Genomic DNA, 18,920 nt, shown 5'->3' with positions numbered 1-18,920 from the left:
TCGGCGAGCCGGAACATCGCGGGCATGGCCGTCAGGCCCACGATCTCCTTCCGCCGCCGCTCCGAGTCCTCAGCGAACTTGCGCATCGCGGGCGAGACCGCCAGCCGAGCCCACCGCTCACCGGCGGGAGCGGGGGAGTTTGCACGCTTCGAGTTGGAAGACGCCCGTCGGTTGTACTCGCGCACAGCGTCTGAGTAGCTGAGGCCTTCAGTCGCCATCAGCCACTGGATCTTGCGCTTGCGCCCTTGACTGCGAGCCATGATCGATCTTCTTCCGGTGAAGCCCCCACGTCACTTCACACCTATCGATCCGTGGACACACGGGCGAGATGGATGAGCACGCTGAGTCCAGAGTTCTCTTGTCCTCGACACAGGAGTGACGTGGGCACTCGCTGCTCGGATCAGGCCAGCGTGTTGGCCAGATCACACTTTAGCAGTCGATCGAGGAATTCGGGGGCAGCAGGAACGCGCCCAGCAGTCGCTGGACGCGTTCCCCAACGAGCGGCGCTACGCGGCCTCGACAGAGTCGTCGTCTGGCCCGTCCTCATCGCTATCGGGCCGCCAGAGAAGCCCCCCGACGCGAGTTGCCACGTCACTCCGGATGGCGTCGCTCATGTGCTGATAGCGCTTGGCCATCGACGCACTGGACCACCCCATGATCGCCATGGCCGAGGGGGTAGGCACTTGGAGGATGAGGAGCACCGTTGCGGCCGTGTGGCGGGCGTCGTGCAGACGGGCTTCACGGAGTCCGGCCTCCTTCAGGAGGGCCTTCCAATCGTGGTAGTCGGTGTTCGGGTTGAGCGGTTGCCCATCGGGCTTGGTGAAGACGTAGCCGCCCTCGTGCCAGATCTGCCGAGCCGTCTCCCGCTCGGCTGCTTGCTTGGCTTGGTGGTCCTTGAGGAGATCCACCAGCGGCGCGGGGAGGCCGATCATCCGGCGCCCGGCCTTCGACTTGGTACGGCCAGTCTCGGACCGGGTCTGCTTGCGCTGAGGGCAGTAGCCGGCCTTTCGGCCGCATGGGTGAGCCTCCTCGCATCCGTGGGCGTACTTGGGGCGTAGCCGGTTGCGTCGGATGCGGATCATGCCCGAAGCGAGGTCTACCTCCTGCCATTTGAGCCCCAGCGCCTCGCCCTGGCGGAGTCCGAGGGCAAGCGCCAGGACCCAGCGTGCGCCGTTCCGCTCCTGATCTTTCGCGACCTTGAGCAGGCGCTTGATCTCTTCGATCTCGTACGGCTCTGGCTCCTCCTCGTCCAGCCGTGGCGCCGTGGCGAGTAGAACAGGGTTGGAGCCGAGGTGACGTCGCTTGACGGCCACGTTGAGCGCGTTTCGCAGCGTGCGATGCACGTGGTGTGCCGTCCCGGCCTTGAGGCCGCGCTCTTGGATCTTGGCGTAGAGCCTCTCGCAGTGCTCCGGAGCGAGCTTGTCCAGGCGGTGGGCGCCGAGGCCGGGGATCAGGTGCTTCTCGACATCCACGCGGTACCCGGAGTGGGCGTTCTCCGAGATCGTCGGAGGAACGGCGATGTTGTCGATCCAGTGGCGGAGCCACTTCTCGACCGTCCAGCGGTCCCCCGCCTTGGGCATCCTTCCCTTGTCTCGGAGCTCCTCTAGCTCCTTGACCTTCGTCGTCACCACTGCCTTGCGCTTGGACATGACGTGGCGGCGGTCAGGCTTGCCGTCATCCTTCGTTCCGACCGTCACGCGGCCGTGCCAGTACCCGTCCTTGCCCTGGTAGATGCTGGACCGTCCGTTGGCACTGCGTCCCATGATTGATCTCCTCCGGCTAGTTGTGCTGAACGGCGGCCATGAGGCCGGAGACGTAGGCGGTGAGGCACTCGGCGGGGACTCGGCGCAGACGGCCGATGGTCACGCTTTGGACCTCGCCGGACGTGATGAGGCTGTACATCTGAGTGCGGCCGATCCTGAGTCGGCGCGCAGCTTCCTCGACGGTCAGGAGAAGGTCGGAGTCTGCGGAGATGAGGGCGGTCACGGCGGAACCTCCGGGTCAGACGGAACGGCGTCGGAGCGCTGGTCACGGAACGTCGCGGACGTCTGGGATGGGGCGGAGGTCGGGCAACGGTCAACGGGTCTACGGAATCCAACAGAATGAATTTCGTTGGATTCTGTGGACCTGTTGTCGCGTAGACCCGTCCGTTGAGCGCGGGCCTCGGGTGACGCTCGGTGAGGGCGGCCGGGCAGGTCACGAGACGTCGCCTATGGCGTTGGGGTGGGCTTCGTAGGTGGTTCCGGCCTTGCGTCCAGGGCCTGCCTTGGGTGGGGTCGGTAGGCGGCGGATCCAGCCGTGGGATTCCAGGACGTGGAGGGCGGGCTCTAGGTCGGCGACCTTGCGGAACCGCTTGAGGGCGTGGATGACCTCGCGGGCGGTGAAGCGGGTCGTGGCGGTGCGTTGGATCCAGTCGAGGAGGGCGCGGGCGTCGTTGGTGGCGGGGTCGGCGCCGATGGCGTCGTAGGCGGCTTGGGCGTGGTGGGTGTAGTACTCGCCGATGAGCCGGGCGTTGGTGAAGGTGGCCAGGGTGATGGGTTGGTCCCAGCCGTCGCGGTGATGTTGGGCGAGGTGGAGGAGGGCGGCGATGCGGACGACTGCGCCGATGTATTTGCCTGCCCAGTCGGTCATGTGGGCCAGGTCGCCGGTGCCGGGCCGGAGGCGGATCTCGTGTTCGCGGGCCAGGTCGAGGATGGCGGCTTGGGCGTCGGGCGCGAAGTGCAGGGTGGCGGGCTCGGCGAGGGCGGCCAGGGACAAGACGAGCGCTTGGACGTTGGCGCTGTAGGTGTCGCGGACATGCTCGGGCATCGGGTCGGGCCGCTCGTTGCGGAAGCCCAGCAGTGAGACGGGCACCGAGTAGAGCAGGCGGCCGAGCAGCCCCTGCTCGCCGAACTGAGGGGTCTCGCCGAGACGCGCCAGGACGCCGGGTTGGGTGCAGATGCCCAGAGTGATTGTGGCGGCAGTGATGCGTTCGGAGGGGCGTCCCATGCGGTCGATGCGCATCTCTTCGCCCGCGTGCCCGGATTTCAGGATGGCCAGGTTCGGGGCGCCGGAGTAGCGCCCGGCGGCGATGGAGAAGATCTCCCCCTCGGGCGAGAGGATGGCGAACCGGCCGCCCTGCTCGGCCACGTGGCTGGTGAGCCGTTCGACCGTGGCGTCATCGGAGAACAGGCACGGCTCGGCGGGGATCGGCGTCTGGTCCAGGTCCAGGCGCGCGGCGGCGGCCTCGTCCATGGCCACGGCGCGCTGTGTGGGGTCGTGGGCGGCGGTGGCCGCCTTCTCGGTCTTCTCGGCGTTGGCCTCGGCGACCTTGCGCGCGATGACGGCCTCGGCGATGAGGGGCTTGGTCTGCTCGACCAAGGCGGCCTCGGCGGCTTTGATCGGGGCGGTCATGTGTTTGTAGACCTCGGACTTGCGGTTGCCAGGCGGCAACACGACGAGCGTGAACAGGTTGGTGGGTTCGGTCCAGGTGGTTGCGCGGGCCCAGACCTTCCCGCCGGCGGCGACGGCCAGGACCGCGAGAGCGAGGGACCCGGCGAGATCGGGCGGCGTTTGGGTGACCTCAGCGAGTCCGGCGGCGTATTCGCCGAGCCAGTCCGGGAACGCCCAGACCGGGAACGGCGGTAGCTCGGCGGTGGCCGAAAGCGGCGTGGGCTCGGCCCAGCCTCGGCCTTGGGGGTTGGTGACGGTGGCCAGCTCGGCGACGACGGCGCCGCGTAGGTCGTCATGGGTGTCGCCGGTCGCGGCGTAGCCGAGTTGCATAAGGCGCGTGCCGGAGGTGACGACCTGGCGGGCGTAAGCCAGGTCTCGCACCAAGTGGGCGTAGTACGGGCCGTTGGCGGCGGTGGGCACCCGGCTGATCAGGGTGTGCAGGTAGGGGGCACCACCCATGGCAGCCAGGTCGCGCGGATCCAGGGCGGCGGCGACCGCCACCGGTTCGGCGAGCGCGCCACGGTCGTCCAGGCTCTGGATGGCCGACCAGATCAGACCGTGGGCAGGGCGGTAGAACTCGGTGCCGTCCAGGAGTTCGCCGATCTCAGCGAGGACGGCCGGGGCCAGCATCGCCGCGCCGAGGGTGTGTTGCTCGGCCTCGATGTTGTGCGGGAGCGGCCGGACGAACTCGGCCAGTTCGGCCGGGCCGGGTGCGTCGTCGCCCTGGATGACGTGCAGGCGGGGCGTGGTCAAGGAGGGTCCTCTCGTAGAGAGCAGGCTTGAGCGGCGGCCGAACTTGCCCTAGCGCTTGAGGCCGTTCCAGAGGCGGCGGCCGAGGCGCAGTTGAGCGCCCTTGCCGCCGCAGCGGTGGCAGTAGCGCCAGGAACGGCCGGACGGCGAGCGGAACTTGCCAGCGCCGTCACAGCGCGTGCAGGCACGGAACGGCCAGATCCAGCAGCCGATGACGTATCCAGCGAGCAGCAGGAGGCCGATGAAGATGAGGGCGGGCGTACCGGCGGTGTGGGTAGCGGTAGCGGCGACGTAGGGGGTCACGGTGCCTCCTGGCGGAGTTTCCGGGCAGGGCGAAGGGGGCGCGCTACCCGCTACCTGCGGGTATTCGCGCTGATCAGGTGGGTAGCGGGGGTGGTAGCGCGGTCGCTACCGCTGTGGGCTGTCCGCTACCAGCCGCCCGGCCTCGGCCGAGTGCCAGGCCGGGCGGCCGGAGGTCACGGCGTACGGGCCTTGAGAGCGTCGGTGATGGCGTCGCACTTGGCGCCCTTGAGAACCTGGCCGTCGCGTTTGCCGTTCACGCTCGGTACACCGAACGAGCGGACCTGAGCCGAGATCGCCTCGGCCGTCAGGTCGCCGTACGACTGCGGGAGCTTGTCGGCCAGCCGGGCGGCCAGCTCTTGCCAGGGCAGGAAGGTCTCGGCGGGCAGGAACATGGCGTGGGTGTCGGCGAGCACGTCCCTGATCTGCCGTGCGGTGTGGTCTCCGGTCGCATGTCCGGAGAGGGTTCCGGCGCGCTCACGGAGGTCGCGGGCGGCCAAGAGAATCTTCTCGGCGTCCTCGGCGTCGGCCAGGTGGGAGCGGACGGTGGGGGTGTCGTCGGAGGCGCCGCGCAGGATGCCCACGCCCTTGTAAGAGGGCAGCAGCAACGAGGAGTCCAGCCCCTCGCCGTAGGCGCCCGCACCGAGCACCAGATCTGACACCTGCCACGAGCCGGTACGGAGGCTGAAGCGGGTTTGGTGGTTGTCGCGGAAGGAGTTGAACGAGGTCGCGACCTGTCCAGCCCCGATGCCGGAGGGCTTCTGCGTGGCGTCGACCATGAACACTCCGGCGGCCGGGGCGGTCTTGACCAGGAACAACAGCAGGGACGCGATCTCCTTGTTCGCCTCGGCGTCGGGGGTGTCGTAGTACTCCTGGAACTCGTCCAGGAACACGCCCCGAACCGGCATCCCGTACTTGGGGTCCCGCGCGATAGCCCGGGTGAGCTTGCCCTCGGGGCACACGTCGGTGGGCAGATCCGAGAGCCGCTGGTAGCGGTTCTGGACGTCGGCCTTGAGCTCCCGTAGGGCCTCGATGAGGATCTCGACCGGATCGCCGTCACGGGTCATCACCAGGCCCGAGGAGAACTGATGCGCGACCAGTGCGAACTTGCGCCAGTCCGGCTTACCGGAGGCGTCGAACACCGACAGCCGCACATACGGGTCCAGCGCGGCGTACAGCGCCAGGAGCCGGGCGAAGAACGTCTTGCCCTGGCGAGGCTGCGCGCCGACCATGGTCGAGTTCCACAGCAGGGGGACCGTGACGGCGCGGCCGCGCTCGTCTAGGCCGACCGGGGCGGGTTCCCAGATGTCGGTGGGCTTGCCGCGCAGCAGCGGCGTACGGCCGACCGGGACGGCGAGCGGGTCACGGTTGGCCACCCACAGGGTGTGGCGGCGGTGCGAGGTCTCGTCGCGACTGACGAACACCTGAGATAGCGCCACGTCCAGGCCCGAGGCGAGGGCGTCCTTGGCCTTGATGACGTCGTTGAAGCCCTTCCCGTACGGCAGATCGACGGTCACCTTGGATCCGTCGCCATCGGCGGCCAAGCCCGGGGCGGCGAACTGGACTTGCTGTTGGGGTTTGTCGGGGTGGCCGAGCCCGGCGGCGTAGTAGGCGCGCAGCACCACGTCATGGGTGATGATCCGATACCTGGACGGGATCACCGCGTGGCCGAGCAGGGAGCGGCCGGCGGGGCGGCCATGCCTGGCCAGCAGCAGCACCAGCAACCCGGACACGATCGCTGCCTCCACCGGCGCCTCGGCCAACAGGACTCCCCCGGCGCCGAGGCCGATGACTTCGGCGAGCACGGCTAGGCCGCGCCCGGTCCGGACCTTGACGGCCTCACGGTGCAGCTTCAGCCACAGGTCCGCATCGCCCTTGCTCGCGGCGGCTTGGCGCAACGGCTCCTGCTCCAAAAGCCACCACCACCGCACCTGACGCCGGGCGAGCTTGGCCGCGCCGAGGGCGGCGTAGCCGGTGGCCTTGAGCGCGTACCAGGGCGCCCGGACTGCGTGATAGCCGGTGATGTGCAGCCACCGCCCGACCAGCTTGCGGACGGCGGCCTTGAAGGTGACCGCGTCCCGGAACACCGGCGGGACGATCGGACGTCGCGCACCCTCAGTGACCGCGTCGTTGCCCGCGGGGCGCAGCACCTTCCCAGACAGCACACGCCCCGCGCCGGACTCGGCGGGTGCTTCCTGCGGCGCGTCGGCCTCGTCCCGATCGTCGAGCGGCACTTCATAGGAGGTGTCTTGCATTGTCGGGACGTCGCTGGCGCCGGGCGGCTCGGTACGAGGGGCGGACCGCAAGGGCGGGTCATAGGGCTCGGGGTCGGAGACTGGCAAGGGGCGAAGGTTGATGACGTCGGCCATGGAGTTGGGGGTGCCGTTCAGCTTCATCGGGCGTCGCTTCCTTCGGTCGCGGAGACGGGCACGTTGTTGGCCTGCTCGTTGGTCGGGTCGTCGGGTGCCTCGGACTTGAGCCGGGAGAGCAGGGCGCCGACGCGTTCGTTGCCTGCGGGGCTTCCGGCCTCGCGTAGCTCGGTGGCCAGGGCGTCACGGGTGAGGGTCTTGCCTCGCTCGGCCAGGTCGGCCGAGATCCGCCAGCCCAGCGGCATCAGGTCGTCCACGTCCGGCGCCGTCCGCGTCTTACGGCCCCGGCCGTTCCTGGCTCCGGTCCGGGACGTGCTGCGAGACGACCGAGCGGACCGTCCGCGCGCCGTCTTCGGCGCCGTCTCAGGGGTCGTCCCGGACGTGGTCTTGGACGGCTGCTCGGGACCGTCCGAGACAGCGGAAGCGGCCGAGGGCGCCAGTTCGCCGAGGCGATAGAGGGCACGGACGCGGCGCGGGGCGTTGCGGCGCCAGGTCCACCGGCCGTAGGTGTCCTGGAGGTCGGTCAGGGACAGGACACGGTCACGCTCACGGCCAAGCGCCTCGGGGTAGGAGCGGATTTCCCACAGCACCATCCGGCGCCACAGCTTGAGCGTCGGCCAGGGCGCCAGCACCCACCGCGAGGCACGGATGCCGTCCATGCGCGTTCCGGCTTGGATGCCCGCGCGGATCCGGACCACATGTGAACCGATCTCGACGGCCAGGACCCACAAGCACGGCAGGACCGCGTGGGCGACGGCGCCGAACATGGTGGTCTCGTCCGCGACGTTCAGGTACACCGTCGCGGCCGTGAGCGTCCACGGAAGCAGCCGCAGCCACCGCACCCGCATGTCCAGGCGGGCAAGCACGATGTCCAGGGCGGCGAAGATGGCGATGCCGAGGTCAACCCCCAGCGGGACGGTCCAGGCCAGCCAGCCGAACGAGGGGCGGGCGGCGTGCTCGACGGCGGCGAAGCTGTTGACGAACCCCAGCAGGCCCAGCACCACCACACACGCCACGACCACGGCGACGGCGCTGAACTCGTGCTCGGACAGGGCGCGTGCACGGGATGCGGGTTGGTCGTGGTGACCGAAGGATGGCGGGGGCGTAGCAAGGATGTCGGTCATGATGTGGGGGCTCCTGTCGCTGCGAAGGGACTGGGAGTCATCGGGGCGGCCGGTTTCTTGGCGGAGACGGAGCCGCCCCGATGCTTGGCTGACTGCTGCGCGAGGCGGGTCATCGCCCCCACCGGCGCGCCTTCTTCTCCTTCTCGCGCCACCGCTTGGCCTCGGCGTCCAGGTCACGAATCCACCCCGGCGCTTGCTCGATCACCTCACGGTGAATGCGCGGGTCACGCTTGGCCTTGGGCAGCGCCTCGCGGAACTCGCTGGCCTCTTGCTCGGCGGCCTCGGCCATCTGCCGGTAGTAGTCGGCGCTGTTGCGGCTCATCAGGCCACCTCGCCGAGGCTGAGGACGGCCAGCTCGCTGATCTCGTCGGCGGTCAGACCCGCCCAGACGCCGGTCTCGGGCAGCGTCGCGACGGCGTAGGCCAGGCACGCGGCCCGTAGCGGGCACGTCTCGCAGACGCCGATGGCGACCGCTTCGCGGACCTCTCGGTCCTCCGGGGACTCGGCGGTGAAGGCGTCCGGGCCGGTGTGCAGCTCGGGGTCAAAGCGGCACTGAGCGCCCTCGATGGGCTCACCGCGCAGATCGGTCATGGTCGTCGAGACGGCAACGTGCATCATGATTCAACTCCTGGGAACGGGAACGGCAGGTACGCGGACGCGGGCGCTGATCAGCCGATGTTGTTCGCGAGGGTCTGGATGACCTGCACGGCGTGATTGACCATGTCGGCGGCCTTGGCCGGGTTGTTCCAGACGAACAGAACGATCACAGCGGACACGACGTACTGCGGAAGCTTGCTGCTGTGCTGGAGCATCAACGTGCCTTCCTTGCGGGCCTCACCTCGGGTCCGTAGCCCGTGGTGCGATGAGCAAGAACCTAACAACTGATATGAATCAGGGTCAACTGTTAGGGAGAAGATTCCTCGAAAGACGGCGTTGAGCTGCAAACTTGCAGGCCAACAGAGCATCTAACATCTGTTATGTGCCTGATAGTCTCCATATCAACATCAGAGGTCACACCTCGGAAGGGAGCGCTGATGGCGCCTCCACGCCCCCGGCTAGCCCGATCGGACTCGCTCCACCAGCAGGTGGCGCGCAACATCCGCAACGACATCGAGGCTGGCGTTCTCCGCGACGGCGACACGCTCCCGTCCACCCGCGAACTGGCTGAACAGTGGGGCGTCAGCGTCTTCACCATCAGCGAGGCCATGAAGGTGCTCACGGCCGAGGGCTTGGTGGTCAGCAAGTCCAGGTCCAAGCGCGTCGTCCAGGCGCCCGATCAACCTGCGGTGCACAAGGTGCGACTCGAAAACCCGCACGTGATCTTTGTGGGCGGCTACGCAGGCAGCGGCAAGACCGAGCTCGGGCGCATGCTCGCTCGCGAAACCGGCTGGCCGATGCTCGACAAGGACACGCTCACTCGCCCGGTCGTCGAGGCCGCCCTTGAGATGCTCGGCAAGTCCCCGAATGACCGAGAGTCGGAGACATACCTCCAGCACATCCGCCCCCGTGAGTACGAGGCGCTCAACGCCGCCGCGACGGAGAACGTGGAGTGCGGTACGAGCGCCATCGTCACGGCGCCGTTCATTCGCGAGTTCAACGATGGCGCCTGGGTCAACCGGACTCAGGCTTACTTCACGTCGCTAGGCGCCATCACCACCCTGGTCTGGATGTACTGCGACGCCGACACAATGCGGACCTACGTTCGCCATCGCGGGGCCGCACGCGACGCGACCAAGCTTGCCGACTGGCCTGCCTACATGGAGACGGTGAACCTGGATTTCCGGCCGACCGCGCCGTACGTGCTCGTGGATAACAGCGCCTCCAGTCGCCCACTTCAGGAGCAGGCGAAGGACCTTCTCAAGGCGGTGTACAGCGGCCAGGTCGAGTCATGACGAACACCGGCGTCATCCTCTACGGCCCGCCAGCCTCCGGGAAGGACACTGTGACCGAGGCGTTGAGCGCTCTTGATGGTCGCTACGCCTACTTTCACAAGCTCAAGGTCGGCGCCGGGCGCACCGCCGGCTACCGGCTCACGACAGCCGAGGAACTCGACGACCTCCGCGAACGCGGCCAGGTCCTCTATGAGTTCAGCCGATATGAGGCCACGTACGCAGTAGACGCGCCCGGCCTCGCCGAAGTCGGCCAAGCCGGACGCGTCCCAATCGTCCACATGGGCCAACTCGCTGGCATCGCCGCACTCCAAGGCCCGCACACCCGATGGCTTGATGTTCTTCTCTGGTGTTCCCGCGAGACCACAGAGAAGCGGCTGAGTGCCCGAGGGAGCACCGACATCCACCGCCGCCTCACGGCATGGGATGAGACCGCGCTCGACCTCGGCGCCGATGGCCGCGAACGCTTCACCCTCTCCATCCGAACCGACGCGCTATCAGCCTCGACGGTGGCCCAGGTAATCCATGCGGCCGCCCAAGGCACGTTCAACCCGGATCACTAGCGGCCTCATCACCCACGCGAGGCCGTGCGTCTGGAGACAGGAGGTGAGAGCCCTGCACGACGCGAGGCCCTCGGCGATGCCGTGGACCTCAGAACGACCGGAACGCAAGTTGGTGCACATCAGATCCAGGGAGGTCCATGATGGCCCTAGAGTTCCTCGGCGGAGACCCAGAGTCCGACGACGGTCAGTCCCCCACCGTCTGGCGTGACACGGAGACGGGCGACTACATCCTTCGTGGATGGGAAGTCCTCGACGCGGCAACGCTGGCCGAGACCGGCGCCAACCCGCCAAGGGAGACCCTCATCCGGTTCCCCGCCCGCATGACGCAGTTCTTCCCGGAGGTGAACGGTGGCGATCCCGACCTACGGTGATCTGCTGCGTTCCGCCACGGCGTCGGCGATCCACCTGGAGATGCGCGACATCTACACGGTGGACTCCGAACAAGACCGCATCGCCGCATGGCGGGCGGGGCATCGCTTTGACCCGGCCGACCGCGCCTCGTGGTGGCGCCCGTGGCTGGACCTCATCTCCGAAACCGTCGCCCGTGGCGTGACTGTGCGCCGCGCGCGGGTCGTGTCCGAGCCGGTGAGCGAGTACATCCGCTACTCGCACTCGTACGCGTTCACCAACGTCGCGGCCGGTGAAGCACTCCGGTGGTTGCCTCGGCGCCGAGCCTCGGACCTGGCGCTACCCGGAAACGACTTCTGGCTAGTCGATGACCGGCTCGTTCTGTTCAACCACTTCGACGGAGACGGCCGCCCCACCGGAGCAGACGTCTCTGAAGAGGCCGCAACCATCAAGCTGTGCGCCTCGGCGTTCGATGCCGTCTGGGAACGGGGCATCGATCACCAGGACTACCGGCCAGCCTGAACCTAGGTCTGGCTCACTGCCGTGTCCCCTACCTCGCCGTCGTCCAGCGTCCAGCAAGCCAGACAGGCCCTTGCGGACCGTCTGCGGGACATCCGGTTGGACGCTGGACTGACGGCACGCCAGATCGCTCACGCGTGCGGCTGGCACGAATCCAAGTGCTCACGCATCGAGCACGCTCGCACCGCACCCTCCCAAGACGACATCCGCGCATGGTGCGCGGCATGCGGCGCCGAGGGCCAGGCCGAGGACCTCATCGCCTCACTCCGCGCCATGAACTCGATGTATGTCGAGTGGCGCCGCCTACTGCGGTCGGGACTTCGACGCCAGCAGGAGTCACGCCTCCCGCTGTACGAACGAACCCGCCACTTCCGCTCGTACTCCTCCTGGCTGGTCCCTGGCCTCCTCCAGACCCGCGCCTACGCCGCCGCCGTCCTGAACACGGCCCGACGCTCACAGGACCTCCCCGACGACGTCGCCGAGGCCGTGGCCTCCCGCATGCAGCGGCAACGCATCCTCCACGAGGGTGACCACCGCTTCGCCTTCCTCATCGAGGAAACAGTTCTGCGCAACGCGGTTGCCGACGCGGAGACCCTCGCCGGCCAGCTCGACCACCTGATCACCAGTTCGTCTCTGCCCTCGGTGAGCCTCGGCATCATCCCGACGCAGACAGACCGAGCCCGATGGCCTGCCGAGGGCTTCTGGATCTTTGACGACGCCCAAGTGAACGTCGAGCTGGTGTCCAGCTACCTCACGATCACCCAACCGCGCGAGATCCACGACTACGCCAGGGTCTTCGCCGAGCTGTCCTCGATGGCCGTCTACGGCTCCGCCGCACGCTCCGTCATCACCTCGGCCATAGAGTCGCTCCATTAGGCGTGCAAGTTCGTGCACACTCATCGCCCCAGCGCAAGCGGGCTTTCTAGCGTTCTGGTAGCGCACATCAAACGCTTCCAGCAGGCAACAGGGAGGTCCTATCCATGGCCAGACTTGACCGGCCGCGCGAGCCCTCGGAAGGCGACACCCCGAGGCGCACGAGCGAAGAGGCGATGGCACGTCTCAATGTGCTGAGCAACGCGGCGAAGGCCCACGGGATGCCAGCCGAGGTTGAGTCGGCGGACGGCGGCCAGAACTACTACGTCCGCCTAGATCTCAGGCCCTTTGCTCCCGCCCGCGTGTTCTGCGGTACACGACCGAGCGACGGCGAACGGCTGTGGTTCTACGGGGACGGTAGCGAGTGGATCACCGAGGCCGACGAGCCGCACAGCATCACGGCCGCCCTGACGTGGCTCAAGGGGAAGCACGCCGAGGCCGAGGCCGAGCGCACCAGGTTGCGCGCCGTCCTGGACCTGGACGAGGCCGACCCGCCGGGCGACGACGACGGCGACGACGTGCCGTTCGCCGCCGAGGCCGAGCCCGAGGGCGCACCCCTCGTCCGGACGTGATGGCCATGCGGCTCTTCCGTAAGCGCAGGCCCGGCAGGCACACGCCCGAGGGCGCGGCCGCCGCATGCTGCACGGCCGAGCAGTACCCGCTGTGCTGCCCTGGCATTGCGAACGGTGCCGAGGCGTCCCGGCCGGGACGCTCGTACGTCTCCCTTTCCACGTACAGCCAGACGTACGGGCCGGGGTACGACGACCGGCCACCGTACGGCTCGTACTGACCGCTCGGAGAGAGCCCGAGGGGGACGGAGGGCGAGTGAGCCCGCGCCGCCGCGCGGACGGCTTACCCCCCGCTCTCCGTCCCTCCCCGCTCTCTCTCCGGCCGCATAGACGGCGGGTGCCCCGTGGCCCACTCCTGTAGGTGGGCACGAGAGATGATCTCTCGCACGTGATTCCCTCGGCGGGGCGCCCGCTCACCAGACCCGTAGGCGTTTCAACGGGCGCAGTCCATTAGGCGACTCCATGCCCGCGCTTGCCACGCCCCTGCGTCCCCAACCACCTCACCTCATTGATCCCACTGCAATCTTTCGGCTCGTCGTACGGCATTGTCGAACGTCTCGATCATGCCGCTCATTGCGTAGAGGCGTCTGCTGGCAGAACTAAGTTCCTCTACAAGGTCGGGATTAAGTCTGCGACGTTGGAGGCTATAGGCCTCAGTCAGTTCGTCGATAAGGTCTCTCATTAGGTTGGCAGCCTGGCGATCGGACTCCTCAAGCCGATCGATGGCGCGAACCAGAAGCGTGTCGTGCTGCTCTAGGCCCTCTGAGACGATCTTGCGCAGCCCTTCAGGCGAGACCTCGCGAAGGCGGCGAACGGCTTCGTGGGGGTCCGCTTCAATTTGAGCTTTCCAGCGCACGAGAGTCTCGACAGGAAAGATCTTCTCGTTAGCCTTCTTGTCGACTCTGTCGTGGTGAGGGTCGCAGAAGATGACGAGGTTCGCCACAGCACGCCGTTCGTCGTCACTCATGTGTGGGTCATAGCGAGGCCCATTGAGATTAGCGGCTTTGATGTGGGCGATCTCGCCTATGAGATACCAGGTTTCTCCGTCCTTCCGGAACACTGGCTCTGGGCATCCGGGGTAATAGCACCGCCCGCCACTGACGTAGCCGAGCGATGAAACAGTGTTCCGGTCGTAAGATCGGGGGCCTGCCATGTCACCACCTTGCTTGGGCACTGAGGGTGGTCTCAGTAGAACCCAGGTCAATGAGGTTCGCGAGCCCACCGACGGTCACTCTTGTGGAACCTGAGCCCGTGCTGATCCGCTTTTGGTCGAGCAAGGGCTCACCTCGGCCAGTAGCGGCCGTCGATCAGTCTCAGTTCTAGTCTCAATTGCTCGCCGTCCGAGGTTCGCTCAGGCCCGTTCGCCGCCGTCCGGCCGCAAACGGAGGTTGCTCCCTCGCCAGGGTGACCACGGCTTGAGCGAGTGCGGAGTACGCCGCCGATCATGGGCGTACGAAGATCCACAGACTTGGAAAGCGTGTTGGTGGCAACGCCTCACGAGTTCGAATCTCGTATCCTCCGCACCGCCTCACCAGGCAGAACGTCAGGGCGGCACCAGCAGGTGCCGCCCTGACGTATGTCCGGGGTCGTTGTAGGCCGCTCGGACGGCCGTTAGTGAGCTTGTGAATCGTTCTGAGAGCGGCGGTGGAGCCGGGCTAGCGGCGGTGGAGCCGGGTGCGGCGGTGGAGCCGGGCTACGCGAGCACCGGGTAGTTGGCGCGGAGCACGTTCTGCGGGTCGCGGGCCTGCTTGATCTCCCTCAGGCGCGCGATCGTGCTGCCGGGGAAGGCCTGCGCCGCCGTCTCGCCAGGAGCCAGAGTGTTGAACGGCTTGCGGCCGCTGATGTAGCCCTCCAGATCGGCCACTACGTCGGCCTGCTTGGCACGCGTGGCATCGGCCGTGTGCGGCAGGCCTAGACCCAGCAGGCTCAGGAGGTACGGCTCGGCCACCGCGCCGCTCGCACCGGCTCCGCTGCCCGGCTCGGAGAGCGCTCCGCCCAGGTGCCTGATCTGCATGTTGATGAGGGGCTCGACCGGCTTGGCCAGCAGGAGCTCCACCGCGTCCGCGTCCAGGCCTGCGAGCAGCTCCGAACGGACGATGGAGGGGGCCGGGTCGGTGGGCTCGGCGGTGATGTCGCCCAGGTCGGCGACCGGAACGACGCCGCGGCTGTCAGAGATCGCACCCTCGATCTTGTCGAGACGAACCAGGTGGTCGCGCCCTTGGGCCGTATCCCCGAGGTAGGCCAGATCGAGCGTGACCATCGGCGGCGCGCCGGGTGGCTGGAACCGGTTGATCCAGACGCTCAGTTCACGGGGCGCCTCGGCGGTGATCTCCAGGAAGGCGTCGTACACCTCACCGATGCGGTGCTCCGGCCAGACGACGCGCCCGCCGTACATGGTGGGCACTGGGTAGAGGTCGAGTTCGAGGGCGGTCACCACCGCGAAGTCCCCGCCACCGCCGCGCAGTGCCCAGAACAGCTCGGGGTCGGACTCGGCGGTCACCCGGCCGGGCTCGCCGTCGGCGTCCACGATCTCGATCGCCCGCACGCTGTCGGAGGCGTAGCCGTACTTGCGGCTGAACCAGCCGATCCCGCCGCCCAGGGTGTAGCCGGTCACGCCGACCCCCGGCGCGCTGCCGGACAGGCCGGCCAGACCGAGCGGACCGGCCGCCGCCAGCACCTGCCCCCACTTCGCGCCCGCGCCCACCCGGGCCACGCGCTCCTCCGCGCGTACCTCAACGTCGTTCAGCAGGCCTGTACGAAGCAGGATCAGGCCCTCAACGTCACCGGAGGCGCCATGCCCGGTCGGCTGCGCGGCCACCGTCATGCCCGCCCGTCGTGCGTAGCGTACGAGCGCCGCCACGTCATCGACGTCCGCGGCCTCCACCACGGCCGCGACCGGCTGTCTGACGGTGAGGTTCCACGCAGTGGCCGCCTGCTCGAAGCCGTCGTCATCGGGCAGCAGCACGCTCCCCTTGAGGACACCGCGCACATCGTTGATCGTCATAGTCGTCTCCCTTTTCAAGTTCTCGGAATGCACATGAAGGGTGGCCAGGCTTGCCGTCAGCACCGGGGATCCTTCATCGGTTCGATGTATTAAGGCTGCTCCCGGGTGTTTGGAGGGCACTTGGAACCGACTTGGAACAGGGATCCGGCGCGATATGCGGAGGGCGCGATATGACGGAGGCGCCATCCAGCTGATGGCGCCCTCTGCGGTTTCTGCGTCGCTCGCTAGGTCTTGGTGGTCGGTCACTCACACACTCAGACCGCCGGGTCCCCCGAAACTCATCGCACTCCGCACTCCGCACTCCGCACTCCGCACCAAGCGCTCTGCGCCATCGACGCGAGCGACCATCGATCAGTCCCAGGGTGGTGAAAGATCGGTGCCCTGCGTTCAGCCGTGCAGTTGGGCGTTGAGGCGGGCGGCCTGACGGGTGAGGTGCTCGCGTTCGGCCAGGTTGGGGGCCGAACGGGCGGCCTCGGCGTAGAGGCGTGCCGCGGTGGCCGGGTCGCCGTCGCGCTCGTGGAGGTACGCCAGGGCGGCGGTACGGCGGGGCAGGGCGGGGTCGAGCTCGGCCAGCGCGGCCAGGCCGGCGCGTGGGCCGTCGGCCTCGCCGATGGCAACGGCGCGGTTGAGGCGGGCCACGGGGCTGTCGGTGAGGCGGACCAGCTCGTCGTACCACTCGACGATCTGCACCCAGTCGGTCTCGGCGGCCGTCTGGGCGTCGGCGTGGAGCGCGGCGATGGCGGCCTGGGCCTGGAACTCGCCGAGGCGGTCGCGGGCGAGGGCCGTCTGGAGTACGTCGACGCCCTCGGCGATCAGGCGGGTGTTCCACAGGCCGCGGTCCTGCTCGGCGAGGGGAACGAGCCTGCCGTCGGGGCTCGTACGGGCCGGGCGCCGGGCGTGGTGGAGGAGCATGAGCGCGAGGAGGCCCGCGACCTCCTCATGGCCGGTCTTGATCGCCAGCTGGCGGGTGAGCCGGATCGCCTCGGCGGCGAGGTCGACGTCGCCCGAGTAGCCCTCGTTGAAGACCAGGTAGAGCACGCGAAGCACGGTGGCGACGTCGCCGGGCTGGTTGAACCGGACGCTCGAGACGGTCTTCTTGGCCCGGCTGATCCGCTGGGCCATGGTCGCTTCCGGTACGAGGTAGGCCTGCGCGATCTGCCGCGTGGTCAGGCCGCCGACCGCGCGGAGCGTGAGCGCGACGGCCGACGCCGGTGTCAGCGACGGGTGCGCGCACAGGAAGTACAGCTGGAGCGTGTCGTCCGCCGCCTCGGCGGGACCTGGCAGGGGCTCGGCCTCGACGCGTTCCTCGCGCCGCTGGCGGGAGGAGTCGGCACGGGAGGCGTCGAGGAACTTGCGCCAGGCCACGGTGACCAGCCAGCCCTTGGGGTCGCGCGGCGGGTCGTCCGGCCACACCCGTACGGACTCGACAAGGGCGTCCTGCACGGCGTCCTCGGCCGCCGCGAAATCTGCTCCGCGGCGGACGAGGACACCGATCACCGCGGGCACCAGCTCCCGCAGCAGAGGCTCGTTCACTCGGTCACCGTGGGCGGATCGGCGTAGAACGGGCGGACCTCGAGCCACTCGTGGATCGGCTTGCCGCCCGCGCCCGGGGCCGCGGAGAGTTCACCGGCCAGCTCGACCGCGCGGTCCCAGGACTCCACGTCGATGATGTACCAGCCGGCGATGAGGTCCTTGGTCTCGGCGAACGGGCCGTCGGTCACCGGCGGGCGCCCCTCGCCGTCGTACCGGATGAACGCGCCCTCGGGCGACAGCGCCTGGGCGTCGACGAACTCGCCGGTCTCCTTCAAGCGGTCCCCGAAGTCCTCCATGAACCGGATGTGCGCGTCGACCTCCTCCGGCGTCCACTGGTCCATCGACCCGTAGTCGACGAAGGGGGCCGGGCCGCCTTGGTAGTGCTTCAGGATCAGGTACTTCATCGTGGGTCTCCTCGTTCGTCGTGCGGCCCATCGTGGCCGCTGGTGCCCCTGGGACGAAGCCGCACGCGGGTTCTCGACATCTCAGCGCGACGTTTTCTGGCGGACTTCGCAGATTCCACGTCCACGCAGCTCAGGCCTGCTGACGTTCCTGCTGCTGCCGGACCAGTTCCTCGACCGGGCTCGGCAGCGTCGTCTCAAAGTCGATCAGCTTCGCCCAGGTCGGGGTGACGACGATCCGGACCATGCCGTCGCTGTAGAGCGAACGAATCCCCGCCTCCCACTCGACCCGCTGCTCAGGCGTCATCTCGTAGCTGCTGGTCTCCTGGAGGTACTCGTCTGGAATGCCGTCGACGTAGTCCAGCTCGGCCCTGCCGCGGATGAGCAGGATCTTGGGCGGGTGCACCTCGGTGTCGATCGTCAGCGCGACCATCGGGTTCTCGCTCAAGGCCTGAAGCTTCGGCGCGTTCTTCGGAGTGCACATGACGACCTCCAAGCCGTTCCACGCGAACGCGATCGGGATGGTGCGCGGCGTGCCGTCCTTGGCCACGTACGCCAGGCGGGTGATGTCGCGGGCCAGCAGTTCCTGGCTGTACGGCCGGCTCAGGATCTCGGTGATCTCGTTCGGCTCCATGGCGGTCCTCCCTCGTCGCGTGGCCCCTCGTGGCCCCTTGTTGCACCTGGGACGGAGCCGACGCCACGTTCTCGACACCCGGACCGCACTTTTCTCAGAACGTGTTCTGTCCATCCCCTAGCGCGGCTGGCCCAGCGGCGCGGTGGTCAGGCGAGGGCGGCGGCCATGGCCTGCGTGTGCTGGTACTCGCGCCACTGAACGATCTTCCCGTCGCGGGCGCGGAGCACTCCGATGAACGGGGCGGAGGCCTTGCGGCCGGTCGTGGTGATCGTTCCGGCGAGCTCGTACTCGACGACGATGACCTCGGGGTCGAGGGTGTCGTGGACGGCGAGGACGGGGGCCGCCTCGAAGCGGACGGGGAGTGCGGCGCGTTGTGGCTCGGCGATGGCCAGGAAGCGGTCGCGGCCCTCGATGCGGGTGGGCCTGCCGGGCGGGGCGAACGGTGTCTCGAGGACGACGTCCTCGGCCAGCAGGTCACCGATGGATTCGTCGTTCAGCCAGCGGCGGCGCATGTGGTCGAAGACCTCGCGCGGGCTGAGCTCGCGCGGGCTGAGGACGTGCTGCGTGGCGGACATGAGATCCTCCCGCGGGATAAGATGAGTGGAAACTCAT

23 protein-coding genes and 1 tRNA gene are annotated in these 18,920 nt (G+C 68.2%); 8 read left to right on the top strand and 16 right to left on the bottom strand.

Annotated features, from left to right (window positions below; translation table 11 throughout):
- The 10 genes from J4573_RS41660 to J4573_RS41615 all read right to left on the bottom strand — a co-directional run.
- A partial coding sequence (locus J4573_RS41660; RefSeq protein WP_208261659.1) for a hypothetical protein occupies positions 1 to 260 on the bottom strand: 260 nt, incomplete at its 3' end.
- 246 nt (positions 261 to 506) lie between these two features.
- Complete coding sequence (locus J4573_RS41655) at positions 507 to 1,763, bottom strand: tyrosine-type recombinase/integrase (protein WP_208261658.1); 1,257 nt, start codon at positions 1,761 to 1,763, stop codon at positions 507 to 509.
- A 16-nt stretch (positions 1,764 to 1,779) separates the two neighbouring features.
- Entirely contained in the window at positions 1,780 to 1,986 is a 207-nt protein-coding gene (locus J4573_RS41650) for a helix-turn-helix domain-containing protein (protein ID WP_307797327.1), read from the bottom strand.
- Between the two features lie 210 nt (positions 1,987 to 2,196).
- Complete coding sequence (locus tag J4573_RS41645) at positions 2,197 to 4,185, bottom strand: DUF3987 domain-containing protein (protein ID WP_208261657.1); 1,989 nt, start codon at positions 4,183 to 4,185, stop codon at positions 2,197 to 2,199.
- Between the two features lie 48 nt (positions 4,186 to 4,233).
- On the bottom strand, positions 4,234 to 4,485 hold the full coding sequence (locus tag J4573_RS41640; RefSeq protein WP_208261656.1) for a hypothetical protein: 252 nt from the start codon (positions 4,483 to 4,485) through the stop codon (positions 4,234 to 4,236).
- A gap of 173 nt (positions 4,486 to 4,658) precedes the next feature.
- Complete coding sequence (locus J4573_RS41635) at positions 4,659 to 6,878, bottom strand: hypothetical protein (RefSeq protein WP_208261655.1); 2,220 nt, start codon at positions 6,876 to 6,878, stop codon at positions 4,659 to 4,661.
- Complete coding sequence (locus J4573_RS41630) at positions 6,875 to 7,975, bottom strand: DUF2637 domain-containing protein (protein WP_208261654.1); 1,101 nt, start codon at positions 7,973 to 7,975, stop codon at positions 6,875 to 6,877. The genes J4573_RS41635 and J4573_RS41630 overlap by 4 nt, the downstream gene beginning before the upstream one ends.
- Positions 7,976 to 8,084: 109 nt before the next feature.
- Complete coding sequence (locus J4573_RS41625; RefSeq protein WP_208261653.1) at positions 8,085 to 8,297, bottom strand: hypothetical protein; 213 nt, start codon at positions 8,295 to 8,297, stop codon at positions 8,085 to 8,087.
- Positions 8,297 to 8,593, bottom strand: a complete 297-nt coding sequence (locus J4573_RS41620; protein ID WP_208261652.1) for a WhiB family transcriptional regulator — start codon at positions 8,591 to 8,593, stop codon at positions 8,297 to 8,299. Before J4573_RS41620 ends, J4573_RS41625 begins: the two co-directional genes overlap by 1 nt.
- A 50-nt stretch (positions 8,594 to 8,643) precedes the next feature.
- The gene (locus J4573_RS41615; RefSeq protein WP_208261651.1) at positions 8,644 to 8,787 is read right to left on the bottom strand and encodes a hypothetical protein; all 144 of its coding nucleotides are present in this window, start codon (positions 8,785 to 8,787) and stop codon (positions 8,644 to 8,646) included.
- Between the two features lie 273 nt (positions 8,788 to 9,060).
- Here J4573_RS41615 and J4573_RS41610 point away from each other — a divergent pair, with 273 nt between their 5' ends.
- The 7 genes from J4573_RS41610 (at position 9,061) to J4573_RS41580 (ending at position 12,957) form a co-directional block, all read left to right on the top strand.
- Positions 9,061 to 9,867 (top strand): GntR family transcriptional regulator, encoded by an 807-nt coding sequence (locus tag J4573_RS41610; protein ID WP_307797326.1) that lies wholly within the window; start codon positions 9,061 to 9,063, stop codon positions 9,865 to 9,867.
- Complete coding sequence (locus J4573_RS41605) at positions 9,864 to 10,427, top strand: DEAD/DEAH box helicase family protein (protein WP_208261650.1); 564 nt, start codon at positions 9,864 to 9,866, stop codon at positions 10,425 to 10,427. The genes J4573_RS41610 and J4573_RS41605 overlap by 4 nt, the downstream gene beginning before the upstream one ends.
- A 137-nt stretch (positions 10,428 to 10,564) precedes the next feature.
- Complete coding sequence (locus J4573_RS41600; protein WP_208261649.1) at positions 10,565 to 10,798, top strand: hypothetical protein; 234 nt, start codon at positions 10,565 to 10,567, stop codon at positions 10,796 to 10,798.
- Positions 10,776 to 11,297, top strand: a complete 522-nt coding sequence (locus J4573_RS41595; protein WP_307797324.1) for a DUF6879 family protein — start codon at positions 10,776 to 10,778, stop codon at positions 11,295 to 11,297. The genes J4573_RS41600 and J4573_RS41595 overlap by 23 nt, the downstream gene beginning before the upstream one ends.
- A gap of 21 nt (positions 11,298 to 11,318) precedes the next feature.
- Entirely contained in the window at positions 11,319 to 12,170 is an 852-nt protein-coding gene (locus tag J4573_RS41590) for a helix-turn-helix domain-containing protein (RefSeq protein ID WP_208261648.1), read from the top strand.
- Positions 12,171 to 12,388: 218 nt separating this feature from the next.
- Complete coding sequence (locus tag J4573_RS41585; protein ID WP_208261647.1) at positions 12,389 to 12,739, top strand: hypothetical protein; 351 nt, start codon at positions 12,389 to 12,391, stop codon at positions 12,737 to 12,739.
- A 5-nt stretch (positions 12,740 to 12,744) separates the two neighbouring features.
- A complete protein-coding gene (locus tag J4573_RS41580; RefSeq protein WP_208261646.1) occupies positions 12,745 to 12,957 on the top strand; it encodes a hypothetical protein in 213 nt (70 codons plus the stop codon).
- A gap of 284 nt (positions 12,958 to 13,241) precedes the next feature.
- Here the strand turns inward: J4573_RS41580 and J4573_RS41575 are convergent, their stop codons facing one another.
- The gene (locus J4573_RS41575) at positions 13,242 to 13,703 is read right to left on the bottom strand and encodes a hypothetical protein (RefSeq protein WP_208261645.1); all 462 of its coding nucleotides are present in this window, start codon (positions 13,701 to 13,703) and stop codon (positions 13,242 to 13,244) included.
- A 458-nt stretch (positions 13,704 to 14,161) separates the two neighbouring features.
- On the opposite strand from J4573_RS41575, the gene J4573_RS41570 reads away from it, so the two are divergent.
- Positions 14,162 to 14,259, top strand: a tRNA-Ser gene (locus J4573_RS41570).
- A 170-nt stretch (positions 14,260 to 14,429) separates the two neighbouring features.
- Here the strand turns inward: J4573_RS41570 and J4573_RS41565 are convergent.
- From J4573_RS41565 to J4573_RS41545, 5 genes are all read right to left on the bottom strand, one after another.
- A complete protein-coding gene (locus J4573_RS41565) occupies positions 14,430 to 15,740 on the bottom strand; it encodes an FAD-binding oxidoreductase (RefSeq protein WP_208261644.1) in 1,311 nt (436 codons plus the stop codon).
- A gap of 387 nt (positions 15,741 to 16,127) precedes the next feature.
- Complete coding sequence (locus tag J4573_RS41560; RefSeq protein ID WP_208261643.1) at positions 16,128 to 17,273, bottom strand: RNA polymerase sigma factor; 1,146 nt, start codon at positions 17,271 to 17,273, stop codon at positions 16,128 to 16,130.
- Positions 17,270 to 17,677, bottom strand: a complete 408-nt coding sequence (locus tag J4573_RS41555) for a YciI family protein (protein ID WP_208261642.1) — start codon at positions 17,675 to 17,677, stop codon at positions 17,270 to 17,272. Before J4573_RS41555 ends, J4573_RS41560 begins: the two co-directional genes overlap by 4 nt.
- A 130-nt stretch (positions 17,678 to 17,807) precedes the next feature.
- Entirely contained in the window at positions 17,808 to 18,308 is a 501-nt protein-coding gene (locus J4573_RS41550; protein WP_208261641.1) for a pyridoxamine 5'-phosphate oxidase family protein, read from the bottom strand.
- A 146-nt stretch (positions 18,309 to 18,454) separates the two neighbouring features.
- Positions 18,455 to 18,883, bottom strand: a complete 429-nt coding sequence (locus J4573_RS41545) for a nuclear transport factor 2 family protein (RefSeq protein ID WP_243774405.1) — start codon at positions 18,881 to 18,883, stop codon at positions 18,455 to 18,457.
- Positions 18,884 to 18,920: the final 37 nt, after the last annotated feature.

The organism is Actinomadura barringtoniae (genome assembly GCF_017573505.1).
Lineage (GTDB): Bacteria > Actinomycetota > Actinomycetes > Streptosporangiales > Streptosporangiaceae > Spirillospora > Spirillospora barringtoniae.
Note: the sequence above shows the minus strand (reverse complement) of the source record. Positions and strands in the feature narration are given on the sequence as shown.

Bases quoted from the DNA above. Each gene is read 5' to 3' on its own strand.
- J4573_RS41655 (WP_208261658.1), bottom strand. From the start codon at position 1,763: ATGGGACGCAGTGCCAACGGACGGTCCAGCATCTACCAGGGCAAGGAC.
- J4573_RS41635 (WP_208261655.1), bottom strand. From the start codon at position 6,878: ATGAAGCTGAACGGCACCCCCAACTCCATGGCCGACGTCATCAACCTT.
- J4573_RS41630 (WP_208261654.1), bottom strand. From the start codon at position 7,975: ATGACCGACATCCTTGCTACGCCCCCGCCATCCTTCGGTCACCACGAC.
- J4573_RS41625 (WP_208261653.1), bottom strand. From the start codon at position 8,297: ATGAGCCGCAACAGCGCCGACTACTACCGGCAGATGGCCGAGGCCGCC.
- J4573_RS41620 (WP_208261652.1), bottom strand. From the start codon at position 8,593: ATGATGCACGTTGCCGTCTCGACGACCATGACCGATCTGCGCGGTGAG.
- J4573_RS41615 (WP_208261651.1), bottom strand. From the start codon at position 8,787: ATGCTCCAGCACAGCAGCAAGCTTCCGCAGTACGTCGTGTCCGCTGTG.
- J4573_RS41605 (WP_208261650.1), top strand. From the start codon at position 9,864: ATGACGAACACCGGCGTCATCCTCTACGGCCCGCCAGCCTCCGGGAAG.
- J4573_RS41600 (WP_208261649.1), top strand. From the start codon at position 10,565: ATGATGGCCCTAGAGTTCCTCGGCGGAGACCCAGAGTCCGACGACGGT.
- J4573_RS41585 (WP_208261647.1), top strand. From the start codon at position 12,389: ATGCCAGCCGAGGTTGAGTCGGCGGACGGCGGCCAGAACTACTACGTC.
- J4573_RS41580 (WP_208261646.1), top strand. From the start codon at position 12,745: ATGCGGCTCTTCCGTAAGCGCAGGCCCGGCAGGCACACGCCCGAGGGC.
- J4573_RS41575 (WP_208261645.1), bottom strand. From the start codon at position 13,703: ATGAGTGACGACGAACGGCGTGCTGTGGCGAACCTCGTCATCTTCTGC.
- J4573_RS41565 (WP_208261644.1), bottom strand. From the start codon at position 15,740: ATGACGATCAACGATGTGCGCGGTGTCCTCAAGGGGAGCGTGCTGCTG.
- J4573_RS41555 (WP_208261642.1), bottom strand. From the start codon at position 17,677: ATGAAGTACCTGATCCTGAAGCACTACCAAGGCGGCCCGGCCCCCTTC.
- J4573_RS41550 (WP_208261641.1), bottom strand. From the start codon at position 18,308: ATGGAGCCGAACGAGATCACCGAGATCCTGAGCCGGCCGTACAGCCAG.
- J4573_RS41545 (WP_243774405.1), bottom strand. From the start codon at position 18,883: ATGTCCGCCACGCAGCACGTCCTCAGCCCGCGCGAGCTCAGCCCGCGC.